We start from the raw sequence: 21,569 nt of genomic DNA on the forward strand, positions 1-21,569 counted from the left end.
CCACCATGCTTCGCCGCCTGCACGGCCTGGTCGGCACCAAACGCACGCCCGCGGGACGCGCCGTGCAACGCGACACCTTCGAGCTGACCCTGGACGACGGCCAGTCGCTGGAGGTGGAGCGGCGCCGGGACCCACGCGCGCGCCGGATCAAGCTCTCGGTCAGCGACCGCGGCGTGCGCCTGACCCTGCCGCCGCGCGCCAGCGCCAGTGCGGCGGCACGCTTCGCCCACGAGCACCGGCAGTGGCTCGCGCTGCAACTGGAGCTGCACACCCGCGACGTTCCGCCGCCGCTGCTGTGGGACGTCTCCACGACGCTGCCACTGCGCGATGCCGAGCGTCCATTGCGCTGGGAACGCGGCCGGTTCACCCGGATCGAGTCCGCGGCCGACGACGCGCTGGTGTTCCTGCTGCCCGAGCGGGCCGGACCGGCGGCGCAGGCCCGGGCATTGCGGGATTTCTACGAGGGCCAGGCGCGCTCCGACCTGGCCCACTGGTTGCCGGACTACCTGGACGGACTGCCGCGCGCACCGCGCCGGTTCCGCTTCAAGCTGATGTCCTCGCGCTGGGGCTCGCTGGCGCCCGACGATTCGCTCGCGCTGGACCTGTCACTGGTGCTCGCCCGGCCTTCGGCCTACCGCTACGTGCTGGTGCACGAGCTTTGCCACCTCCTGCAGGCCAACCACTCGCCCGCATTCTGGGCCGAGGTGGAGACACGCATGCCGCACTGGCGCGAGGAGCGTGAGTACCTGCGGCTGAACGGCTCGCGCCTGAAGGCGACGATGCGCTCGCTGCTTGCCACAGGGACCGACACGGCGTAAGTCGGCATCGCCGGTCGCGCTCTGGGCCGTGGCGATCCGGGCGCGCTGATGTGACCGTGGCTTCAACCGCGCTGATCAGGCCCGGTGATCAGATCGCGTTGAAAAAGTCCGCGAACACCGCTGCCACCTCGGCGGGCTGCTCCATGTGCACATGATGCCCACCGGGCATGGTGGCCAACTGCGCGTCGCGCAGGCAATCGAAGCGCGCCCGGCGCTGCGCTTCGGGGAAGTAGACCTGCGCCGGTTCGGCGTAAAGCACGCGCACCGGACACTCCACTGCGCGCAACAACTCGCGAACCTGCTGCTCGCTGATGCGGATGGCCGTCGGGCGCGTGAGGCGCGGATCGCTGCGCCAGCTGAAACCACGCGGGCCGCCCTCGCCGCGTACCGGAACCAGGCCGCGTTCGACCAGCAGACGCGCCGCGTCGGCCTGGATATCCCCGGCCTGCAAACGGGCACGGACGGCTGCCGCGGGATCTGGAAACACCCGCAAGGGCTTGCGCGGGCTGCCGGGGCGCGCAAACGCCTCGCGCAGGGATTCGACATGGCGCCCCTGCTCGGCCGACAGCGCGCCCAGCGCCTCGATCGTGCCCAGTCGCCGGATGCGCTGCGGCGCGGCAGCCGCCATCAGGCTCGCCACCGCCCCGCCCAGCGAGTGGCCCAGCAGCGAGAACTCGTCCCAGCCCAGCGCATCGGCGGCGGCAAACACCGAGCGCGCGGTGCTGACCACGGTGTACTCGGCGGCCTCGGGAAAGTGGTCACTGGCGCCATGGCCGGGCATGTCCAGTGCGACCAGCTCGATGCCCGGCAGATACGGGTGCAGCGGGATGAAGCTGGCCGCGTTGTCCAGCCAGCCGTGCAGGGCCAGCACGCGCGGCACTGTCCGACCGGCCGGCGCAGCACGCAGGCCGGCCAGACGACCCAGTCGGGTATCAAGGACGAAGTCGTGCAGGCGGTTCACGCCTGGGCCATCGGCCAGGCGTCCAGGCCGCGCCGCGCGACGCCGGCAATGACACGCGCGTGTGCCGGCGAATCGTTGAGGCACGGAATGTAGCGCAGCGTGCCGCCACGCCCGGCGACCTCGTCCGCCAGTTCCATGGAGATCTCCTCCAGCGTCTCCAGGCAGTCGGCCGCAAATCCGGGCGCGACCACGTCGATGCGCTGCACGCCGCGCTCGCCCAGCGCCGCCAGCGCGGTGGTCGTCGCAGGCTCCAGCCAGCGCTCGGCGCCAAAGCGCGACTGGTAGCTGATCGTCCACTCATGCGGCTCCAGCTCCAGCGCCTTGGCGATCGCCTGGGCGCCGGCCTCGGACTGGCGCTGGTACGGATCACCGTTGCGGATCACCCGCTTGGGCAGGCCGTGGAAGGAGAACACGAGGTGATCCCCGGCGCCGTTGCGGGCGCGATGCTCGCGGATCGAGTCGGCAATCGCGGCCACCCAACCCGGATCCACGTGATAGTCGTCGACCATGCGAACCTGCATCGCCGTCTCGCGCGCGAGCACGTCGCCGACGGTCGCCGTGGTGGTGGTCGAGTACTGCGGATACAGCGGCAGTCCGAGTACACGGCGGATCCCGCGCCCGCGCAGCTCCTCCAGCACCTTGGTCAACGGGGGGTTGCCATAGCGCATCGCATCCACGACCAGTACATCGGGCATTTCGCGCTGGACGCCCTCGGCCAGGCGACGCGTATAGACCGCCAACGGGGAACCGCCGTCCAGCCACACGCTGGCGTACTTGAGCGCGACCTTGGGCGAGCGGCGCGGCAGGATGATCCCGTGCAGCAACGGCAGCCAGAACAGCCGCGGCAGCGCGACCACGCGGCGGTCGGACAGGAACTCGCCCAGGTAGCGGCGCACCGCCTCCGCGGTGGGCGCGTCCGGCGTGCCAAGATTGACCAGCACCACGGCGGTATCGGGGGAAGGGGAAGCGGATTGAGTCATCCGCATAGGATGCCAGTTGCCGGTGGTTCCCACAGGATTCATCGCCGCCTCACTAGCCTGAACAAAGCTCCGGTACGAACTTCGACGCGCGTTTGCGGTCGATGGGGATGTGCCGGCACCCGTCGGGTTCCATCCGCAGTCCCGTTTCCGGAGTCCTCCATGTCGATAGTCCCCCGCCTTGCCGTGATCCTGCTCGCATTCGTCGTCGCCGCACCCGCCGTTGCCGGGGTAACCGAAGACGAGCGCGCCCGCAACGCGGTGCGCGTGCTCAACGAGATCCAGGCCATTCCGGAGTCCGGCATTCCCGATGCGATGCTCGACCAGGCCAGGGCCATCGTGGTCGTGCCCGACACGCTGAAGATCGGTCTGGTTCTGGGCGGCCGCCGCGGCCATGGTCTGGTGTCGATCAAGACGCCGCAGGGGACGTGGTCGAACCCGGCCTTCGTCAAGCTCACCGGCGCCAGCATCGGCTTTCAGGCCGGCGTGCAGTCATCCGATGTGGTGCTGGTATTCACCAGCCAGCGCGGGCTGGACTCGATCGTCAACGGCAAGCTGACCCTGGGCGCGGATGCCAGCGTAGCCGCCGGCCCGGTGGGCCGGACCACCGGGCTGGCGACCGATGGCGGCCTGAAAGCGGAGATCTGGTCCTGGTCACGCGCGCGCGGCCTGTTCGCCGGGGTTGCCCTGGACGGCGCGGTGCTCAGCATCGATGACGCCGCCAACCAGAGCGTTTACGGCAGCGGCACCACGCCGCGGATGATCTTCGAGGACCGCGCCGGCCAGCGCGCCTCCGATGCGGTGGTGGGCTTCCGCGACCAGCTCGAGGAAGCGACCGCTACGGCCCGTGCGGCGCGCAAGCACGAACTGGCACCGCCCGCGCCGACTGCCTACGGATCCACCACGGCGACCAACGCGCCGGCCGCACCGGTTTCGAACCGCCCGCTGAATGCCCCGCGCGATGCGTCCGATGTGGCCAATCCCACGCAGCCGCAGCCGTTCGAGACGGTGGACAGCCCGCAAACGCCAACCATCCAAACCGAACCGCTGCCGCCCAACGGCTGAACGTCCCGGGCTGAACGTCCGGGGCCAATCGTCCCTGATCAACCGGCAGTGGCCGGTGATTGCGGGTATTCTGGAAGCTCTGGTTTTTCTGCGGACACGTCGATGGGTAGTATGAGTATTGGGCACTGGGTAGTCGTGCTGTTGATCGTGGTGCTGGTGTTTGGCACCAAGCGCCTTAAAAACGTCGGCAAGGACCTCGGTGAGGCTGTGAAAGGCTTCAAGAAGGGCGTGCACGACGATGACGATGTCGATGCCAACGTGCCTCCCGCACGGCTTGGTGATGACGCACGCCGCGACGAGCGTCCGGTGCGTGATCAGAGGACCGCGCACGACGTGCGCGATGACGAGCAGATTCCGCGCTGAGCGCGGACTGTTCCTGACCCGGGCGCAAGTCCCGGCGGCCTGACATGTTCGATATCGGTTTTTCCGAGCTATTCATCGTAGCGATCGTCGCCCTCATGGTGCTCGGTCCCGAGCGACTGCCTCGCGCGGCGCGTTTCACGGGGCTGTGGGTGCGACGTGCGCGCGCGCAGTGGTACTCGGTCAAGTCCGAGCTGGAGCGCGAGCTGGCCGACGATGAGCTGAAAAAGAGCCTGGCCCGGACCCGTGACGAACTGCGCGAGCTGGGCACGGAGCTGAAGAACCAGGGCCGCGACCTGCACGATGACCTGCGCCGCGAAGGCCAGGGGATCGAGAAGTCGGTGAAACACGCCGAGAAGTCGGTAAAGGACGCCGTGGCGCCGGTCACGCGTGCCGCGACCACCGCTGCGGCGCCTGCGCTGGCACAGGAAACGGCGGCACAGGACGGCGGCGAAGATGCGGGGGATGCCGCTGATGCTGGCCCGGTGGAAGACGCTTCCGATCTGGCAAGGCAGCCGGCCGCCTCATCGCGCCGGCAGCCGGGCCCGCGACCATGAGCCCGAACCCGGCGGACGATTCGCGCGACCCGATGGACGATGACACCCAGGCCGCGCCAAGACTGATCGACCACCTGATCGAACTGCGCGGCCGCGTGCTGCGCGCGGTGACCGGTCTCCTCGCCGTGCTGCTGTTGCTGCTGCCGTTCGGCAACAAACTCTACGCCGCGCTGGCCGCGCCATTGCTGGCCAAGCTGCCGCCGGGCGGGCAGTTGATCGCGGTCGAGGTCGCCAGCCCCTTTTTCGCGCCGTTGAAGCTGGCCTTCTTCGCCGCCCTGATGGTCTCGATGCCTTGGCTGCTGTACCAGGCCTGGGCGTTCGTCGCCCCGGGGCTGTACCAGCGCGAGAAGCGTCTGGCCGTGCCGCTGCTGGCCTCCTCGGTGGCACTGTTCTACGCCGGCTGCGCGTTCGCGTTCTTCCTGGTGCTGCCCGCGGTGTTCGGTTTCCTGACCAAGATCGCGCCTGAAGGCGTGGCGATGATGACCGACATCAGCGCGTACCTGGACTTCGTCCTGGTCATCTTCCTGGCCTTCGGTGCCAGCTTCGAGTTACCCGTGGCGATGGTCATCGCGGCCTTGCTGGGCTGGGTCACGCCTGAGCAATTGAAGGAATCGCGCGGCTACGCCGTGGTCGGGATCTTCGTCCTGGCGGCGGTCATCACGCCGCCCGACGTGGTCTCGCAGCTGATGCTGGCCGCGCCGATGTGCGCCCTCTACGAGGTCGGCATCATCGCCTCGCGCTGGCTGGTGCGCGGGGACAGGACAGCGGCCGCCAGCGACGCGGAATGACGGCGTCGATCGGACCGGCCGGACTGTGGCAACGCAGCGCCGCCTGGACCCTGGACGGCGCGGTGCTGGGACCGATGTCGCTGTTGCTGGCCTGGCCGCTTCTTTCCAGTCGAGTCGCCTTGTTCTCGCAACGGATGAACGACCTGCTCGAAGCCACTGGCCATGCCATGGGCCGGGCAATCATCGACGGCGTGCCGTTGCCGGCGCTGGGAATGACGGTGATGCAGGACCCCTCGATCAGGGCGTCGACCGCCGGGCTGGAGCACGCGTTGTGGGCGCTGGGATGGCCATCATTGGCGACTTTGTTCGTGGTGTCGGCGATCTACCACACCGCGTTCGAAGCCGGGGCATGGCAGGCCACGCCAGGGCAACGATTGCTGGGCCTGCAGGTCGCCGATGCCCGGCGGCAACGGCTGCGCCCAGGCCGCGTGCTGCTGCGGCATGTCGCCGGCGTCGCGTCGTGGTTGACCCTCAACATCGGCCACCTGATGGCCGCCGTCCCGCCGCTGCACCAGACCCTGCACGATCGACTCAGCGCAACCCGGGTATGGGCCGCGCGGCCGGGGATGCCCGCCTGGGCGGTCGCCTGGCTGGCGCTCGTCGGAACCGTTTCTCTGGCGCTCGGCGCCTGGTGGATGGCAAGCGCGATGGCCACCATGCAACTGGCATTGGAACGGTCGCTGCAGTGACGCCCCGCAGGCGGATGCCGTCTGGGGCGTGACACCGGATCGTCAGGCGGCGACGCCTTCGCTGGCCAATGTATGCGTGACCGCACCCGCGCCGCCACCGCATACGTCCCGCCACAGGTGGTACATCGCGCCAAACATGACCACGTACATGGCCAGGATGCCGGCGATGTACAGCGGGATCGCCAATACAACCGCCAGCCAGGCGCCGGCAAACTTGGCCAGCAGGCCGATCAGCATGGCCAGCAGGAGGACCGCGATCGACACCAGGATCATCGCCACGATGGCGGCGATCATGAACACCAGCAGCGGCAACAGGTTCTTGAACGCGCCAACGACCCCGTCGCCCAGTGCGGAAAACACGCCTCGCCCGCGCAACACCAGCTGGCCCAGCGCGATCGCCTGCACGCCGTAGAACACCAGTCCAATCACCAGCATCGCCACGGTGGCCACGCCCATGCCCGCCGGCAGCTGGCTCAGCATCGTCGGGTCGCCGCCGCCCGCCATCGACGACTGCAGCATCTGCAGGTACCACTGCACGAATCCCCCGCGAAGGCCATCAGCACGGCGATCAGGATCACGTTCTGCAGCACCGTCAGCATCACGAACAGGCCGATCGTGCGCAGGGAGGTGGAGAAGTCACCGAAACCGGCGAACACATCCGTGGCGCGCGCGCCGCTGCCACTTTCCACCCTGTCCAGCAGGCGCAGGAAACCGACCACCATCATCGCCATGACCACGATCACCAGCACGCTCATCACGGCGGTGCCCAGCATCATGCCGGTGAGCCCGTCTCCCATCGTCGCCGCCAGGGCGAACTGCACGGCGACACCGGCGAACACCGCCGCGAGTACGACCACCGTCATCAGCGCGGCACCGCCGAAAACCGCGCCCGGACCGTTGCGGCCGACATTGATTGCGCGCGTCAGCCAGCCCAGACCGGCCATGGGCCCCATTGCACGAGTGCTCATCGTTTTTCTCTCCCCTTGATTGATCCCTGGAAACCCCGCGACGCAGGGCCGTAAACGCTCTCCCCCGAGAGCTCGCGCGCCGCCGTCAGGCCTCGAAGCCGCCCGCGACCGTTTCAGTCACCGGCGCGTCGCCCACCATCTGGCGCCACGCAAGATACACCGCGCCGCCCAGCACCGGCAGCAGGATCGCCATCAGCAGCAGTTGCACCGCGAACATCGACGCGTGGGCGCCGATCGCGAAGGCCAGCAGCGCGCCCACCAGCTGCAGGGCGAGGCTGAGCGCGATCATGCCGATCACCAGCAGCACCAGCATGACCAGCAGCGCGCCCAGGTTGCGCAGGCAGGCACGCAGGCTCAGCTGCATCGCCGCGAAGGCCGTGCGCGGGGTGAAGATGATCTCCGGAATCGCCACGAAGGTGAAAAACCCGGCGACGACGCCGACGACCATCGCCGCCACCATCCAGCCGAACAGTGCGCCCAGCGGCAGGGACTCCACCAAGGCCGGGTCGGGATTGGTCTGCAGCTCGATCATCACCGCCGAGATGCGCGCCAGCTGTTCGGTGCCCACCATCGCCACCAACAACACCACCAGCACCACCATCGAGGCCAACTGCGGCAGCAGCATGGCCAGCAGGCGCGGCCCCTTGCCGTCACGCAGGCCCTGCAACAGGTGCGCCGGCGTGGCCGGACGGCCCTGCTCGACCTCACGCACGGCATGGATTATCCCGCCGAACAGGATCGGCCCGGCCACCGCCATCATTGCGCTCAGCCACACCTGGCCGCCCAGCGAGCCCAGCGCCGACAGGCCGCCCCAGATCAGGCCAAGCAGGCCCAGCGTCAGTGGCGCCTTGCGCAACAGTGCGATGCCGCCCAGCAGCCACTCGGCACCGGCACCCATCGGCACCTTGTGGATCTCGTTCATGTCGTTCATTCCCGCTCCCCTCAGCCGCGCGACCGCGACAGCGCGGTGGCGTGGTGCACAAACCGGCGCAGGACCCGCCGCCCCTCGGGCGCGGCGGCCACACCGGCGGCCATCGCCGCAGGATCCAGCCCCTCGCGCTGCAGCGCAACCTTGCGCGCCTGGATGTAGCCACGCATATGAGTGGCGCTGAGCTCGGGATGGAACTGCACCCCCCAGGCGTTGTCGCCCCAACGGAAGGACTGGCAGGCGTCCAGCGCGGAGCGTGCCAGCACGGTGGCGCCATCGGGTGCCCGCAACACGCTCTGCTCATGGGTCAGCTGCACCGGGAAACGCTCCGGCAGCGGCGCGAACAAGGCGTCGGCGGCCGCCGCCGGCAGCAGTTCGATCTCCTGCGTGCCCATCTCGCGACCGGCCGGGTTGTTGCCGACTTCGCCGCCCAGTGCGTGCGCCAGCAGCTGGTGGCCGTAGCAGATGCCAAACACCGGGAACCCGGCACGCGCCGCGTCCGCAAGCCAGGCCGCGGTGGCCTCGCTCCAGTCGTGACGCTCGGTGACCATCGCGTCGGAACCGGTCACGATGACCCCGGCGAATCCCTCGGTGGTGGGCAGCGTGTCACCGGCCTGGACATTGATCGTCACCGCGCGGTCGCGTGGCAGCCCGCTGGCAACGCGGATCCAATGGGGGAAAGTGCCATGGCGGCGCATCGAAGCGACCGGCTGACCGGTTTCGATGATCAGGAAGGGAGCAGTCAAGGTAGTGGTCCAGTGAGGCGCAGCGAGCGGCGCGGTGGCAGAAAAAAACGGCCCTCGCAGGGCCGCACGTATACTACCTTGCTTTGTTCCCACGGCCTTTTCCAGCATGTCGCAGACCGATCACGGCAGCCCCGCGCCGCCGACCTTCCAGCAGCTGATCCAGCGCCTGAACGAGTTCTGGGCCAGCCAGGGCTGCGTGTTGATCCAGCCGCTGGACCTCGAGGTCGGCGCCGGCACTTTCCACCCTGCCACCTTCCTGCGTGCGATCGGCCCGGAGCCGTGGAACGCCGCCTATGTGCAGCCCTGCCGCCGTCCCACCGATGGCCGCTACGGCGACAACCCCAACCGGTTACAGCGCTACTACCAGTACCAGGTGGCAATGAAGCCGAGCCCGGACAACATCGTCGAGCTGTATTTCGACTCGTTGAAGGCGCTCGGCGTGGACCCGCTGGTGCACGACCTGCGGCTGGTCGAGGACAACTGGGAATCGCCGACGCTCGGCGCCTGGGGGCTGGGCTGGGAAGTCTGGCTCAACGGCATGGAGGTGACCCAGTTCACCTACTTCCAGCAGGCCGGCGGCATGGAATGCAAACCGGTGCTGGGCGAGATCACCTACGGTCTGGAGCGCCTGTGCATGTATCTGCAGGGCGTGGACAACGTATTCGATCTGGTCTGGACCCATGGCCCGGACGGCCATCCGGTCACCTACCGCGATGTCTACCACCAGAACGAGGTCGAGCAGAGCACCTACAACTTCGAGCACGCCAACGTGGAGGTGCTGCTGCGCCGGTTCGACGAGTGCGAGGCCGAGGCGCTGGCGATGGTGGAGCTCAACCTGCCGCTGCCGGCCTACGAGCAGGTCATGAAGGCCAGCCACTGCTTCAATTTGCTGGATGCCCGCCGGGCGATCTCGGTGACCGAGCGCCAGCGCTACATCCTGCGCGTGCGCAAGATCTCCCACGGCGTCGCGGAGGCCTACTTCGCGCAGCGCGAGAAGCTCGGCTTCCCCGGTGTCCGGAATGCTCCGGCCGCTGCAACCCCGGCGGAGGCACTGTGATGGCGACTCGGGACCCCAACACCATGCAGCCCCTGCTGATTGAACTGGGCACCGAAGAACTGCCGGTCAAGGCGCTGCCGGGCCTGGCGCGCGCGTTTTTTGACGGCGTGATCGAGGGGCTCGCCAAGCGCGGCATCGCCTTCGAACGCGACGAGGCCAAGCCGCTGTACACACCGCGTCGCCTCGCCGTGTTGCTTCCAGGCGTCGCCAGCGAGCAGCCCGAGCAGTCGACCGAGGTGATGGGCCCCTACCTCAACACCGCCCTCGACGGCGAAGGCCAGCCGACCCGCGCGCTGCAGGGCTTCGCGGCCAAGGCCGGCGTGGAATGGACCGCGCTGGAGAAGACCACCGACAACAAGGGCGAGCGTTTCGTCCACCGATCGGTAAAACCCGGAGCGCGCACCGCGGATCTGCTGGGCGACATTGTCCGTGACGCGCTGGCGGCCATGCCTATCCCCAAGCCGATGCGCTGGGGCGACCACGACTACAGCTTCGCCCGCCCGGTGCATTGGCTGGTCGCGCTGCTGGGCAGCGAGGTGGTCGAGATGGAGCTGCTGGGCGTGCGCAGCGACCGCATGAGCCGCGGCCACCGCTTCATGCACGACAAGCCGGTGTGGTTCACCGCGCCGGATGATTACGTGGAATCGCTGCGTGCCGCGAAGGTGCTGGTGGATGCCGACGAGCGCCGCGAACGGATCGTGCAGCAGGTGCGGGCGGCAGCGAGCGCGTGCGGCGGCGAGGCGCGGATCGATCCGGGCATCCTGGAAGAGGTCAACGGGCTGGTCGAATGGCCCAGCGCGGTGACCTGCGGGTTTGAAACCGAATTCCTCGCGATCCCGGCCGAGGCCCTGATCGCGACCATGGAAACCAACCAGAAGTTCTTCCCCGTGCTGGGCGCGGACGGCAAGCTGAGCGAGCACTTCGTCGGCATCGCCAACATCGAGAGCACCGATGTGGAGCAGGTGCGCAAGGGCTACGAGCGGGTGATCCGGCCACGCTTCAGCGATGCGAAGTTCTTCTTCGTGGAAGACATGAAGCAGGGGCTGGCATCGATGGTCGAGGGGCTGGCCCAGGTCACCTACCAGAACAAGCTGGGCAGCATGGCCGACAAGGTCGCCCGCGTCGCCGCGCTGGCCGAGTCGATCGCCGGCCAGATCGGCGCCGATCCGGTGCAGGCGCGACGCGCCGCCGAGCTGTCCAAGGCCGACCTGCAATCGCTGATGGTGGGCGAGTTTCCGGAGCTGCAGGGCATCGCCGGGCGCTACTACGCCGCGGTCGAGAACGAGCCGGAGGCGGTCGCCAACGCGATCGACGAGGCCTACCTGCCGCGCGTATCCGGCGAGGCCATCGCGCCCTCGCCGCTGGGCCAGGTACTGGCGATCGCCGAACGCCTGGATACGCTTGCCGGCGGCTTTGCGGCGGGCCTGAAGCCGACCGGCAACAAGGACCCCTTCGCGCTGCGCCGCAATGCGCTTGGCCTTGCGCGCACGCTGCTCGAAGGCGGGCACGAGCTGCTGCTGCACGACCTGGTGGAGCGCGCACTCGCCGCGCAGCCGGTCCAGCATCCCGACATCGGCGCCTTCGATATCACCGCCTTCGTCTACGACCGCCTGCGTGGCTATTACGCCGACCGCGGCGTGTCGCCTCAGCAGTTCGAGGCGGTGAGCCATGTCGTCCACGACTCGCTGCCCGACTTCGGCCGCCGCCTCGCCGCGATCGGCGAGTTCGCCACCCTGCCCGAAGCGGCGGCGCTGGCCGCGGCCAACAAGCGCAGCCGCAACATCCTGCGCAAGGCCGAGGGCGTGGTACCCGATACCGTCGATGCCGCGTTGTTCGCCGAACCCGCCGAGCGCGAGCTGGCCGATGCGATCGATGCCGCCATCGCCGACACCGACCCGCTGCTGGACGCGGGCGACTATGTCGCGGTGCTCGGGCGGCTGGCACGGTTGCGGCCGCAGGTGGATGCCTTCTTCGAGCAGGTGATGGTCAACGCCGACGACCCGGCGGTGCGCAGCAACCGCCTCGCCCTGCTGCGCCGCCTGAGCGACCGCCTCGGCAGCGTGGCGGCGATCGAGCACCTGTCGGTCTGAGGCGGCGTAAGCGCTGGTTCTGCCGCCGATTGCGCGACCCGTTACGCCTCGCTGCCGCTAGCGGGCGGCGGAGCCGCCGAGGGGTGGAGCAATTGGGTGCAGAGCTGTCACCAACCTCGACGGCGTCTGGGGCGAACCACTCGGCTTGGCTTTGCTGCGGCCTTCAGCCGGTTCGCGTCACTGCTTCCTGGCTGCCGCCCAGACGGCCAGCTTCTCGCGGCCGATCTTGGCGTTGTGGCGGATGTCGACCGGGAATCCCGGGTGCAGGGCAAAGCGATCTATCATGACCAGCGACGGATGCATATTCGCGATCCCGCGCAGGTCCCGCTCGATGGAGGGCCACTGGTCGCGTGGTACGTCCGCCTCCAGCTCCACACACAGCATCGGCTGCTGCGTGCCGACGGCACCGACGCCGACCAGCGCCGTCCGCCGCACCTGCGGATGCGTGTTGAACACCGGCTCCACCTGCTCGGTGTACAGCGGGCCGGCGGCGCTCTCCACCCGGTGCGACTTGCGACCGCAGAACCACAGCCGGCCCTGCGCATCGAAATAGCCCAGATCGCCCATGCGATGGACGATGCGCTCGTCATCCGCAGTCGGAACCGTCCCGGGCGTGGCACCTTTGCGTCCGGCAGTATCCGACCCATCGGGCCCGTCACCTGTGCGGCCCACACGCTCGTGGATCTTCGCAGCCCGCGTCTGCGCGTCGCGATTGAAATACGTGTCGGTCGCGGTCGGTCCGGCGACCGTGATTTCGCCGACCTCGCCGTGGGGCACGCACAACGCGTCGGACCACTCGCCAATCGGCGCGTCGGTGATCGCGATGATGCGAACCACGTTGGGCGCGGTCGGCCACCCAACACAGGTGCCCGCCCCGGCCTCGGTCGCCTCGCGCGTGGCCTGCAGCTCACGGCCCTCGATCATCGTCACCGGCAGGCATTCGGTCGCGCCGTACGGCGTCCAGAAACGCGCGTCATCGGGCAACAACCGGCGCAGTGTCGCCACCACGTCGGCCGGCACCGGCGCACCGGCCGACATCACCCGCTTCAGTGTCGGCAGGCGCTCGCCGTGGCGCGCCAGCACCGCCATCAGCGCCGGGGACCCAAACAGCTGATCCACGCCGAAACGATCGATCGCATCGTGCAGCTTGCGCGGGTCGGCCTCGGCGGGCCGGGTCGGGTCCATGTCGGGAATGATCGAGGTCACCCCCAACGCCGGGTCGAACAGGGCGAACGGCGGGAAGGTCGGCAGGTTCACTCCGCCGGGGACGATGCCGAACGCGTCGCGCAGCATCGCCACCTGGGCGAGGAAGTGCCGGTGCCGGTAGACCACGCCCTTGGGCACGCCGGTGGAACCACTGGTGAAGAGAATCGCGGCGACGTCATCGGCGTCTGTCGCCGCTGGCGAAGCCGCCTCACCGGACGCGATCACGCGCGCCCCGTCTTGCTCCACCTGCGCCAGCGTCGCATCGCTCAGCCACGGACGCCGCGCGGTGGTGATCGCCAGCCGAGCGGACTTCGCCCAGCCCAGCAGGCGACGCGCAACCTGCGCCAGGCCGATGCCGATGAAGGCATCCGGCTGCGCCTCGTCCAGGCATTGGCGCAGCGCCCGGCGGTCGATGCCCGGATCGACCAGTACCGGCACAGCGCCGGCCTTGAACAGCGCGAACATCAGCAAAAAAAATTCCGGCGACGGCCGCACCATCACCACCACGCGGCTGCCGTGGCCGACTCCGCGCAGCGCCAGTCCCGCGGCGATCGCGTTGCTGCGCGCTTCCAGTTGCGCATACGTCAGGCTGAGGTCGTAACTCGCCAGGCCGTCGCGCCGGCGCGTGCCGGGGCAGCGCATCGCGACGCGATCCGGATGCTGCGCCGCCAGCCGCGGCAGCGCGTCGGCGATGTTGGCCCGCTCAGTCACGGGGCAATGGGTGGCTGTCCACGGGATCGTTGTCCAAGGCATGCTTGTCCAGGAACGCGCGGATCGCCGGCACCAGCACTTCGTGACGGTCTTCCAGCACGTAGTGGCCGGCGTCCGCGAAGGCGTGCACCTCCGCGTCAGGAAGCGCGTCGGTGAAGCCCTTGAGGAAGTGGCGGTCGAACACGAAATCCCTCAGGCCCCAGCCCAGGAATACTGGACGGTCGGCGAACTCCGGCAGGCGGCGTCCGGCCTCGGCGACCAGCGGCCAGGCCCGGTCGCCCTCGCCCAGCGGGATGTCCTGCATGAAGCGCAGGGTGCTGATGGCGTTCTTCCAGCCGGTGTAGGGCGCGATGTAGCCGCGGCGCACGTCGGCCGGTAACGAGCGCCTGGTGCCCATCCACGCCGCGCCGCGGGCGAACAGGTTGAAGCGGCGGATCAGGTAGCCGCCGATGCGCGAATCGCGACCGAAACCCAGCCGCTTCGGCATCCGCTTGGCCGCCGGCAGCGGGAATGCCGCAGTGTTCAGCACCACCAGCCGTTTGACCCGGTCAGCGTGAGCCAGCGCCCAGCCGAAGCCGATCATGCCGCCCCAGTCGTGCACCGCCAGCGTCACCGGGCCGCTGATGCCCAGATGTCGCAGCAGCGTACCGACGTCATCCACCCGCGACTGCAACGTGTAGTCGTAGCGCGGCGAGGCATCCGGCCCGTCGTCCGGCCGATCCGACAGGCCCATGCCGACGTGGTCCGGCACGATGCAGCGGTAGCGGTCCGACAGACCGCGCACCAGGTGCCGCCAGTAGAAGCTCCACGACGGATTGCCGTGCAGCATCACGACTATCTCGCCGTCGCGCGGGCCTTCGTCGAGGTAGCTCATCGCGATACCCGGGCGGACCTCGAACCGGGCTGGCGTAAAGGTGTAATCGGGGAAATCGCTCGCTGTCATCGCCGGCTCTTGCAGGTCCCGCACGACGACCCGAGGCCAGGCGGAGAGTGGGCCATTATCGGCGGCTGCGACGGCGAATGCACCGCGGCGCCGGCCCGCGCCTCCAGCCGCTGACCTGCGGTCGCGGGTCGCCGCCGCGGATACGGCAACGAACCACCAGCACCGGTCCCCGCGCCGGCGCCCCCTCTCATGGCTTCAAGACTCGCCAGACCGTCCGGACGCGCCCTTGCGAACCGGGTAAAATGACCGGTTCCGCCGCATCCGCCGAGTTTCCGTGAAAGCCACCCTGCACGCCCTGATCGCGCAAGCCATCGACGCCCTGCGCGCCGCCGGCACCCTGCCCGCCGATCTGCCCACGCCCGATTTCGTCATCGAGCGACCGAAGGCGCGCGTGCAGGGTGACTTCTCGACCAACGCCGCGATGCTGCTGGCCAGGCCGGCGCGCTCCAATCCGCGCGCGATCGCCCAGGCGATTCTCGACGCGCTGCCGGCCAATGCCGATATCGGCAAGGTCGAGATCGCCGGTCCGGGCTTCATCAACTTCCACATCGACGAGGCCGCCTGGCGCCGGCAGCTGGGCGAGGTGTTTGCCCAGGGCGCCCGCTACGGCCGCAACCTCACCGGCCAGGGCCGGTGCGCCGGCGTGGAGTACGTCTCCGCCAACCCGACCGGTCCGCTGCACGTCGGCCACGGCCGCGCGGCGGTGATTGGCGACTGCATCGCCCGCGTGCTGGACGCCAACGGCTGGGAAGTGGCCCGCGAGTATTACTACAACGATGCCGGCGTGCAGATCGAGAACCTCGCCCTGTCGGTGCAGGCCCGTGCCCGCGGCATCGGCACCGATGATCCGGCGTGGCCCGAGAACGGCTATCGCGGCGACTACATCGCCGACGTCGCCCAGGCCTACCTGGACGGCGCCAGCGTCGAGCTCGACGGCGAGACGCTCACCGGCGCCCGCGATGCCGACAACCTCGACGCGATCCGCCGCTTCGCCGTCGCCTGGCTGCGGCGCGAGCAGAACAGCGACCTGGCCGCCTACGGCGTCGGCTTTGACGTCTATTTCCTGGAGAGCTCGCTGTATACCCAAGGCAAGGTGGAGGAAACCGTCGCCGCGCTCACCGCGAACGGCCACACCTACGAGGACGGTGGCGCGCTGTGGCTGCGGACCACCGATTTCGGTGACGACAAGGACCGCGTGATGCGCAAGTCCGACGGCAGCTACACCTACTTCGTGCCCGACGTCGCCTACCACCTGAGCAAATGGCAGCGCGGCTACCAGCGCGCGATCACCGAGCTGGGCGCCGACCACCACGGTTCGCTGGCCCGCGTGCGCGCCGGCCTGCAGGCACTCGATGCCGGCATCCCGCAGGGCTGGCCCGAGTACGTCCTGCACCAGATGGTGACGGTCATGCGCGGCGGCGAAGAAGTTAAGCTGTCCAAGCGCGCCGGCAGTTACCTCACCCTGCGCGATCTGGTCGACGAGGCCGGACGCGACGCCACCCGCTGGTTCCTCGTCGCGCGCAAGCCCGACTCTCAGCTGACCTTCGACATCGACCTGGCCCGCAGCCAGTCGCTCGACAACCCGGTGTATTACGTCCAGGTCTCGCACGCCCGGATGTGCGGGTTGATGCGCCAGCTGGATGAGCGCGGCCTGTCATTCGACCGCGACGCGGGCCTGCAGCTGGGCCTGGAAGACGACGCCGCGACCCACGAGCTGGTGACGACGATCCTGCGCTACCCCGATGTGGTGGAGACCGCCGGGCGCGACCTGGAGCCGCACCAGGTCGCCGCCTATTTGCTGGAACTGGCGCAAGTCTTCCAGTCGTATTACAACGACCATCAGTTCCTGGTGGATGATGCCAACCAGCGCCACGCCCGTCTGGTGCTGGCGATGGCGACCCGACAGGTGCTGGCCAACGGTCTGGAATTGCTGGGCGTAAGCGCCCCCGAGGTGATGTAAGTGGCAGCACGACGCGGTAAATCACAGGCGCGACGCAATCAGGGCAACAGCGGCATGCCCGGCTGGGCATGGATGATCCTGGGCATCCTGATCACCATCGTGGCGATCCTGCTGCTGCCCAGGGTGCTCAAGTCCGACGGCGATGGCTTCTTCCGCCCGCAGCCCAATCCCGACGCGCAGCCGGCTCCGGTTGCGGTGGACGACAGCGTGGTGAGCCCAGGCGCCACCGGCAAGCCGCCCGCCAGCGACGGGCCCAAATACGATTTCTACACCCTGCTTCCCGGGAAGGAAGTCGCCGTCAGCGACGCCGAGCTGGCCGCTACCGAGCGCGCCGAAGAGCAGCGCGCGGAAGCCCTGCGCGCTGCGGCCGCGTTGCGCGGCGAGACGCCCGCGGCAGCGGTCGCCCGCAATCCGGACGCGGCGGATCCGGCGCTGCCGACGCCGGTCAGCGAGGAGCCGGCGACGCCGGCACCGACGCCAACCACGCCGCCAGCCAGCACCGCCGCGACAACAAGCCCGGCGGCCACGCCCGCGGCCGCGGTGGCAGAGCCCAGGCCCGTCGCCGCTGCCGCCGATGGCAGCCGTTACCTGCTGCAGGCCGGCGCCTTCCAGGCTTCCGGCCAGGCCGAGGAGCTGAAGGCGCAGCTCGCGATGATGGGCCTGAGCGCCCGCGTGGAGCCGGCGCAGATCAACGGCAACACGGTCTATCGCGTGCGCATGGGCCCCTACGGCAGTGCCGGCGATCTGGCCGATGCCAAGCGCAAACTCGCCAGCAGCGGCGTGTCGGCAATGGCGATCAAGGCCCAGTAGGCCCGGCTGCCGCACTGCCGCACTGCCGGTGGCCGGTGGCCGGTGGCCGGTAACTGGTAGCGGCTCGCGGCCGCACGCACCGGTGGACGCCGCGGCCGCAGGCGCGGCGAAACTCAGTTGCCGCGCTTGAGCTTGATCAGCGCCGACGTATCGCTGTCGCCGTCACCCTGGTCGACCAGGCGACCGTAGTCGGCCAGCGCCAACTCCAGCGTCGACAGCTGGATCGATGCCTCGCGGGCGATGTCGCGGACGATGCGCAGATCCTTGAGCATGTGCGCGCTCTTGAAGCCAGGCGCGAACTCGCTGCGCATCATCGTGCCGCCGCGTTTCTCCAGGAACCAGTTGCCGGCCGCGCCCGCCATCAGCGTGGGCAGCAGGCGCTCGGCGTCCAGGCCGAGCTTCTCGCCGAGCGCGAGTCCCTCGCAGACCGCCTCGTTGATGCCGGCCACCAGCACCTGGTTGACCGCCTTGGTCGCCTGGCCGGCGCCGGTCGCGCCCATGTGGCTGATCCGGCTGGCGTAGGCCTCCAGCACGGGTCGCACCTTCTCGATCGCCTCCGCGTCGCCGCCGGCCATCACCGACAGCTTGCCGTTGCGCGCACCTTCCACGCCGCCCGATACCGGCGCGTCGACGAAGCCGATGCCGTGCTCGTGCAGCATCGCCGCGGCGCGCCGCGCCGTCTGCACGGAGACGGTGGAGTGATCCACCACCACCGCGCCCGGCTTGAGCACCTGCGCCAGCGCCTGGACGTTCTCGAGCACGTCGGCGTCCAGCGAGACACACATCGCGACCACGTCGCAGTCGGCGAAGTTGTCGGCCGAGCGCGCCGCACGCACTTCCAGTTCCCTGGCCAGTGCGTCGGCCTTGGACTGGGTGCGGTTGCCGACCACGGTCAACAGGCCGCGCGCGTGCAGGTAGCGAGCCATCGGTGCGCCCATCGCGCCCAGGCCAATGAATCCGGTTTTCATGCAGTTCCTCGTGCCTGGTCCAGGCGTTGATGCAGGGCCCCGCGACTACGCCAGTGGCGCGTCGCTGAGGTAGGTGTATCCGGTCAGGCCGGCTTCCAGCGCGGCGTTCAGGCGCTCGGCCTCGTCGGCGGGTAGATCCGCGGCGGCGACCTTGGCCCGGTAGCTGGCGCGCAGCTCGCCAAGCGAGTAGCCGACATAGTCGAGCATCACGTCGGTGGTGTCGCCGCGGCGCTGCTGGGTCAACTGGTAACCGTCGCCGTCGATCTGCACCGCCACCGCGTCGGTGTCGCCAAACAGGTTGTGGATGTCGCCGAGGATCTCCTGGTAGGCGCCCACCAGGAAGAACCCCAGCCGGTAGCTCTCGCCGGGATTGAGCGAATGGATCGCCATCGAGGTGTCCAGCGTCTCGTTGCCGACGTAGGTGTCGATGCGCCCGTCCGAGTCGCAGGTCAGGTCGGCGATCACCCCGCGCCGCTGCGGCGCCTCGTCCAGACGCTCGATCGGCATGATCGGAAACACCTGCTGGATCGCCCAGACGTCTGGCATCGACTCGAACACGCTGAAGTTGACGAAGTACTTGTCCACCAGCCGCTGATTGAGCTCGTCCAGCACCGCCTGGTGGCTCTTCTCGCCGGAGCTGAGGCGCTCGCGCACGCGGTGGGCGATCAGGTAGAACAGGTCGTCGATGCGGGCGCGGTGGACCAGGTCGATCTGGCCCAGCGCGTAGGCGGTCAAGCCTTCGGAGTGGAAGTGCACGGCCTCGTGGAACAGCTCCACCGCCGGGCGCGAATCCAGCTCGGCGTGGATTCCGCGCAGGTGGCGGATGACCGCCGGCTCATCGTCGTGCTCGTCGGGCACGCGGCCTTCCGGCGCGGGCTCGACCTCGGAGACGTTGGCGATCAGCACCGCGTGGTGCGCGGTCATCGCACGCCCGCATTCGGTGACGATGCGCGGCGGCGTCAGGCCGTGCTCGATGCACGCATCGGCCAACGGCTGGACGATGCTGGATGCGTACTGCTGCACGCCGTAGTTGATCGAGTAATAGCTGCGTGAGCGGGTGCCCTCGTAGTCGATGCCCAGCCCGCCGCCGACGTCCATGTAGCGCACGGTCGCGCCCAGCTTGGACAGCTCGACCAGATAACGGGTCGCCTCGCGGATGCCGCTGGCTATGTCGCGCACGTTGGAGATCTGCGAGCCCATGTGGAAATGCAGCAGGCCCAGGCAGTCGGTCATCCCGGCCTCGCGCAGGCTTTTCCACAGGTCCAGCACCTGGCGCGGGGTCAGGCCGAACTTGGCCTTGTCGCCGCCGCTGTTCTGCCACTTGCCCGCGCCCAGGCTGGCCAGGCGCATGCGCACGCCGATCCCGGGCTTGACCCCGAGCGCCTCGGACTCCTCCAGCACGAGCGCCAGCTCGGAGGGCTTCTCGATGACGATGAAGGTCTCCATGCCCAGCTTGCGGCCGATCAGCGCCAGGCGGATGTATTCACGGTCCTTGTAGCCGTTGCACACGATCAGGCCGCCGGGACGGCTCAGCGCCAGCACCGCCATCAGCTCGGGCTTGCTGCCCGCCTCCAGGCCGAAGCCCTCGCCGTGGTGCGAGGCCAGCGTTCCCGCCACGCCCTGATGCTGGTTGACCTTGATCGGGTACACCGCGGTGTAGCCGCCCGCGTAGTCCGCATCGGCCATCGCCTGGGCGAACGCCGCCTGCAGCTTGCCCAGGCGGTCGCCGAGGATGTCGGGGAAGCGCACCAGCAGCGGCAGCTTGGCGCCATTGGCGCGCGCCTGGTCGACCACCTCCGCCAACGCCACCTCGGGTCCATTCGCCCCTCGCGGCCGCACCGTCACCCGGCCCTGGTCGTCGACGTCGAAGTACCCCTCGCTCCAATGCGGGACGGAGTAGGTCTTGCGGGCCTGATCGATCGACCAGTGGGACATCGGCATGCTACCGGCAGCGGGGGGACGGGCATTCTATCGCCCCACGCGGGCCCGGGACGTCACGACGCAGATCACGGCCTGTTGCGGCGCGTTGGTTACAATTCGCGCCCTTCCCTCCGCCACGCACTCGGTGTCCGCCGACCGGAATGTGGCCGCCAACACTGGACGAACTGCAATGAACGCTGAGACGACGTGGCACTACGAGAACTTCGAGCCCTCCGGCTCGGCGATCGGCTTCCGCATCACCCGCAAGCTGGACGAGGTGCAGTCGCCGTTCCAGAAGATCGAGATCTTCGAGACCACCGACTGGGGCAACCTGATGCTGATCGATGGCGCGGTGATGCTGACCAGCCGCGACAACTTCCTATACCACGAGATGATGTCGCACCCGGCGCTGTTCACCCACGCCGATCCGAAGCAGGTCGTCATCATCGGTGGCGGCGACTGCGGCACCCTGCGCGAGGTGCTGAAGCACCCGGGCGTGGAGAGCGCGGTGCAGTGCGACATCGACGAGCAGGTCACCCGGATGTCGGAGAAGTACTTCCCCGAGCTGTGCGATTCCAACGACGATCCCCGCGCGCAGCTGCTGTTCGATGACGGCATCGCCCACATGAAGCACTGCGCGCCCGGCAGCCTTGACGTGGTCATCGTCGATTCCACCGATCCGGTCGGCCCGGCTGAGGGACTGTTCAACAAGTCCTTCTTCGAGTCGTGCTTCCGTGCGCTCAAGGACGACGGCATCCTGGTCCAGCAATCCGAATCACCGCTGGTGCTGCTCGACCTGATCAAGGCGATGCGCGCGGAGATGGGCAAGGCCGGCTTCACCTCGTTCCAGACGCTACCCTTCCCGCAGCCGTGCTACCCCACCGGCTGGTGGAGCTGCACGCTGGCGCGCAAGGGCCAGGGCTTCGACTTCCGCGAGGCCGATGCGCGGGCCAAAACCTTCGCCAGCAAGTACTACAGCGCCGACATCCATCGCGGCGCGGCAACGTTGCCGCCGTTCGTGGCAGAAGCACTGGAGGGCTGATTCCG

General features: G+C 68.9%; 21 protein-coding genes. 11 read left to right on the forward strand and 10 right to left on the reverse strand.

Going from position 1 to position 21,569, the window contains the following annotated elements; all coding sequences use genetic code 11:
• Positions 1–5 precede the first annotated feature (5 nt).
• Complete coding sequence (locus INQ43_RS11940; RefSeq protein ID WP_194036585.1) at positions 6–818, forward strand: SprT family zinc-dependent metalloprotease; 813 nt, start codon at positions 6–8, stop codon at positions 816–818.
• 88 nt (positions 819–906) lie between these two features.
• Here the strand turns inward: INQ43_RS11940 and INQ43_RS11945 are convergent, their stop codons facing one another.
• A complete protein-coding gene (locus INQ43_RS11945) occupies positions 907–1,779 on the reverse strand; it encodes an alpha/beta hydrolase (RefSeq protein WP_228062520.1) in 873 nt (290 codons plus the stop codon).
• Positions 1,776–2,759, reverse strand: coding sequence for a ferrochelatase (gene hemH / locus INQ43_RS11950; RefSeq protein WP_194036586.1), 984 nt, complete (start codon positions 2,757–2,759; stop codon positions 1,776–1,778). The genes INQ43_RS11945 and hemH overlap by 4 nt, the downstream gene beginning before the upstream one ends.
• A 159-nt stretch (positions 2,760–2,918) precedes the next feature.
• On the opposite strand from hemH, the gene INQ43_RS11955 reads away from it, so the two are divergent.
• From INQ43_RS11955 to INQ43_RS11975, 5 genes are all read left to right on the forward strand, one after another.
• The gene (locus INQ43_RS11955) at positions 2,919–3,821 is read left to right on the forward strand and encodes a lipid-binding SYLF domain-containing protein (RefSeq protein ID WP_194036587.1); all 903 of its coding nucleotides are present in this window, start codon (positions 2,919–2,921) and stop codon (positions 3,819–3,821) included.
• Positions 3,822–3,923: 102 nt separating this feature from the next.
• Entirely contained in the window at positions 3,924–4,184 is a 261-nt protein-coding gene (tatA, locus tag INQ43_RS11960; RefSeq protein WP_194036588.1) for a Sec-independent protein translocase subunit TatA, read from the forward strand.
• 44 nt (positions 4,185–4,228) lie between these two features.
• On the forward strand, positions 4,229–4,738 hold the full coding sequence (tatB, locus tag INQ43_RS11965; RefSeq protein WP_194036589.1) for a Sec-independent protein translocase protein TatB: 510 nt from the start codon (positions 4,229–4,231) through the stop codon (positions 4,736–4,738).
• 32 nt (positions 4,739–4,770) lie between these two features.
• Positions 4,771–5,526: a twin-arginine translocase subunit TatC gene (gene tatC / locus INQ43_RS11970; RefSeq protein WP_194037686.1), complete on the forward strand. Its 756-nt coding sequence runs from the start codon at positions 4,771–4,773 to the stop codon at positions 5,524–5,526.
• On the forward strand, positions 5,523–6,215 hold the full coding sequence (locus INQ43_RS11975) for an RDD family protein (protein WP_194036590.1): 693 nt from the start codon (positions 5,523–5,525) through the stop codon (positions 6,213–6,215). The genes tatC and INQ43_RS11975 overlap by 4 nt, the downstream gene beginning before the upstream one ends.
• A gap of 42 nt (positions 6,216–6,257) precedes the next feature.
• Here INQ43_RS11975 and INQ43_RS11980 read toward each other — a convergent pair whose 3' ends face one another.
• From INQ43_RS11980 to INQ43_RS11995, 4 genes are all read right to left on the reverse strand, one after another.
• Entirely contained in the window at positions 6,258–6,734 is a 477-nt protein-coding gene (locus tag INQ43_RS11980; RefSeq protein WP_194036591.1) for a hypothetical protein, read from the reverse strand.
• The gene (locus INQ43_RS11985) at positions 6,689–7,183 is read right to left on the reverse strand and encodes a hypothetical protein (protein WP_194036592.1); all 495 of its coding nucleotides are present in this window, start codon (positions 7,181–7,183) and stop codon (positions 6,689–6,691) included. Before INQ43_RS11985 ends, INQ43_RS11980 begins: the two co-directional genes overlap by 46 nt.
• 85 nt (positions 7,184–7,268) lie before the next feature.
• A complete protein-coding gene (locus tag INQ43_RS11990) occupies positions 7,269–8,114 on the reverse strand; it encodes a BPSS1780 family membrane protein (RefSeq protein ID WP_228062521.1) in 846 nt (281 codons plus the stop codon).
• Between the two features lie 11 nt (positions 8,115–8,125).
• Positions 8,126–8,809, reverse strand: coding sequence for a glutamine amidotransferase (locus INQ43_RS11995; RefSeq protein WP_255518501.1), 684 nt, complete (start codon positions 8,807–8,809; stop codon positions 8,126–8,128).
• Positions 8,810–8,963: 154 nt separating this feature from the next.
• Between INQ43_RS11995 and glyQ the strand changes: the two genes are divergently transcribed.
• Positions 8,964–9,914, forward strand: coding sequence for a glycine--tRNA ligase subunit alpha (gene glyQ, locus INQ43_RS12000; protein WP_194036595.1), 951 nt, complete (start codon positions 8,964–8,966; stop codon positions 9,912–9,914).
• Positions 9,915–9,937: 23 nt separating this feature from the next.
• The gene (glyS, locus tag INQ43_RS12005) at positions 9,938–12,004 is read left to right on the forward strand and encodes a glycine--tRNA ligase subunit beta (RefSeq protein WP_194037687.1); all 2,067 of its coding nucleotides are present in this window, start codon (positions 9,938–9,940) and stop codon (positions 12,002–12,004) included.
• Positions 12,005–12,181: 177 nt separating this feature from the next.
• On the opposite strand, the gene INQ43_RS12010 is transcribed toward glyS, so the two are convergent.
• Positions 12,182–13,921, reverse strand: coding sequence for a fatty acid CoA ligase family protein (locus tag INQ43_RS12010; RefSeq protein ID WP_194036596.1), 1,740 nt, complete (start codon positions 13,919–13,921; stop codon positions 12,182–12,184).
• The gene (locus INQ43_RS12015) at positions 13,914–14,864 is read right to left on the reverse strand and encodes an alpha/beta fold hydrolase (RefSeq protein WP_194036597.1); all 951 of its coding nucleotides are present in this window, start codon (positions 14,862–14,864) and stop codon (positions 13,914–13,916) included. The genes INQ43_RS12010 and INQ43_RS12015 overlap by 8 nt, the downstream gene beginning before the upstream one ends.
• Positions 14,865–15,138: 274 nt before the next feature.
• Between INQ43_RS12015 and argS the strand changes: the two genes are divergently transcribed.
• Both argS and INQ43_RS12025 read left to right on the forward strand, forming a co-directional pair.
• Positions 15,139–16,824, forward strand: coding sequence for an arginine--tRNA ligase (gene argS, locus INQ43_RS12020; RefSeq protein ID WP_194036598.1), 1,686 nt, complete (start codon positions 15,139–15,141; stop codon positions 16,822–16,824).
• Positions 16,825–17,634 (forward strand): SPOR domain-containing protein, encoded by an 810-nt coding sequence (locus tag INQ43_RS12025; RefSeq protein WP_194034482.1) that lies wholly within the window; start codon positions 16,825–16,827, stop codon positions 17,632–17,634.
• A 113-nt stretch (positions 17,635–17,747) separates the two neighbouring features.
• Here INQ43_RS12025 and INQ43_RS12030 read toward each other — a convergent pair whose 3' ends face one another.
• Both INQ43_RS12030 and speA read right to left on the reverse strand, forming a co-directional pair.
• The gene (locus INQ43_RS12030) at positions 17,748–18,602 is read right to left on the reverse strand and encodes an NAD(P)-dependent oxidoreductase (protein ID WP_194034483.1); all 855 of its coding nucleotides are present in this window, start codon (positions 18,600–18,602) and stop codon (positions 17,748–17,750) included.
• A gap of 45 nt (positions 18,603–18,647) precedes the next feature.
• Positions 18,648–20,537 carry an arginine decarboxylase gene (gene speA, locus INQ43_RS12035; protein ID WP_194036599.1) on the reverse strand — a complete coding sequence of 630 codons (1,890 nt, stop codon included), beginning with the start codon at positions 20,535–20,537 and terminating at the stop codon, positions 18,648–18,650.
• Positions 20,538–20,712: 175 nt separating this feature from the next.
• Here speA and speE point away from each other — a divergent pair, with 175 nt between their 5' ends.
• The gene (speE, locus tag INQ43_RS12040; protein WP_194036600.1) at positions 20,713–21,564 is read left to right on the forward strand and encodes a polyamine aminopropyltransferase; all 852 of its coding nucleotides are present in this window, start codon (positions 20,713–20,715) and stop codon (positions 21,562–21,564) included.
• Positions 21,565–21,569 lie beyond the last annotated feature (5 nt).

The organism is Lysobacter sp. H23M47, from assembly GCF_015209765.1.
GTDB lineage: Bacteria > Pseudomonadota > Gammaproteobacteria > Xanthomonadales > Xanthomonadaceae > Novilysobacter > Novilysobacter avium.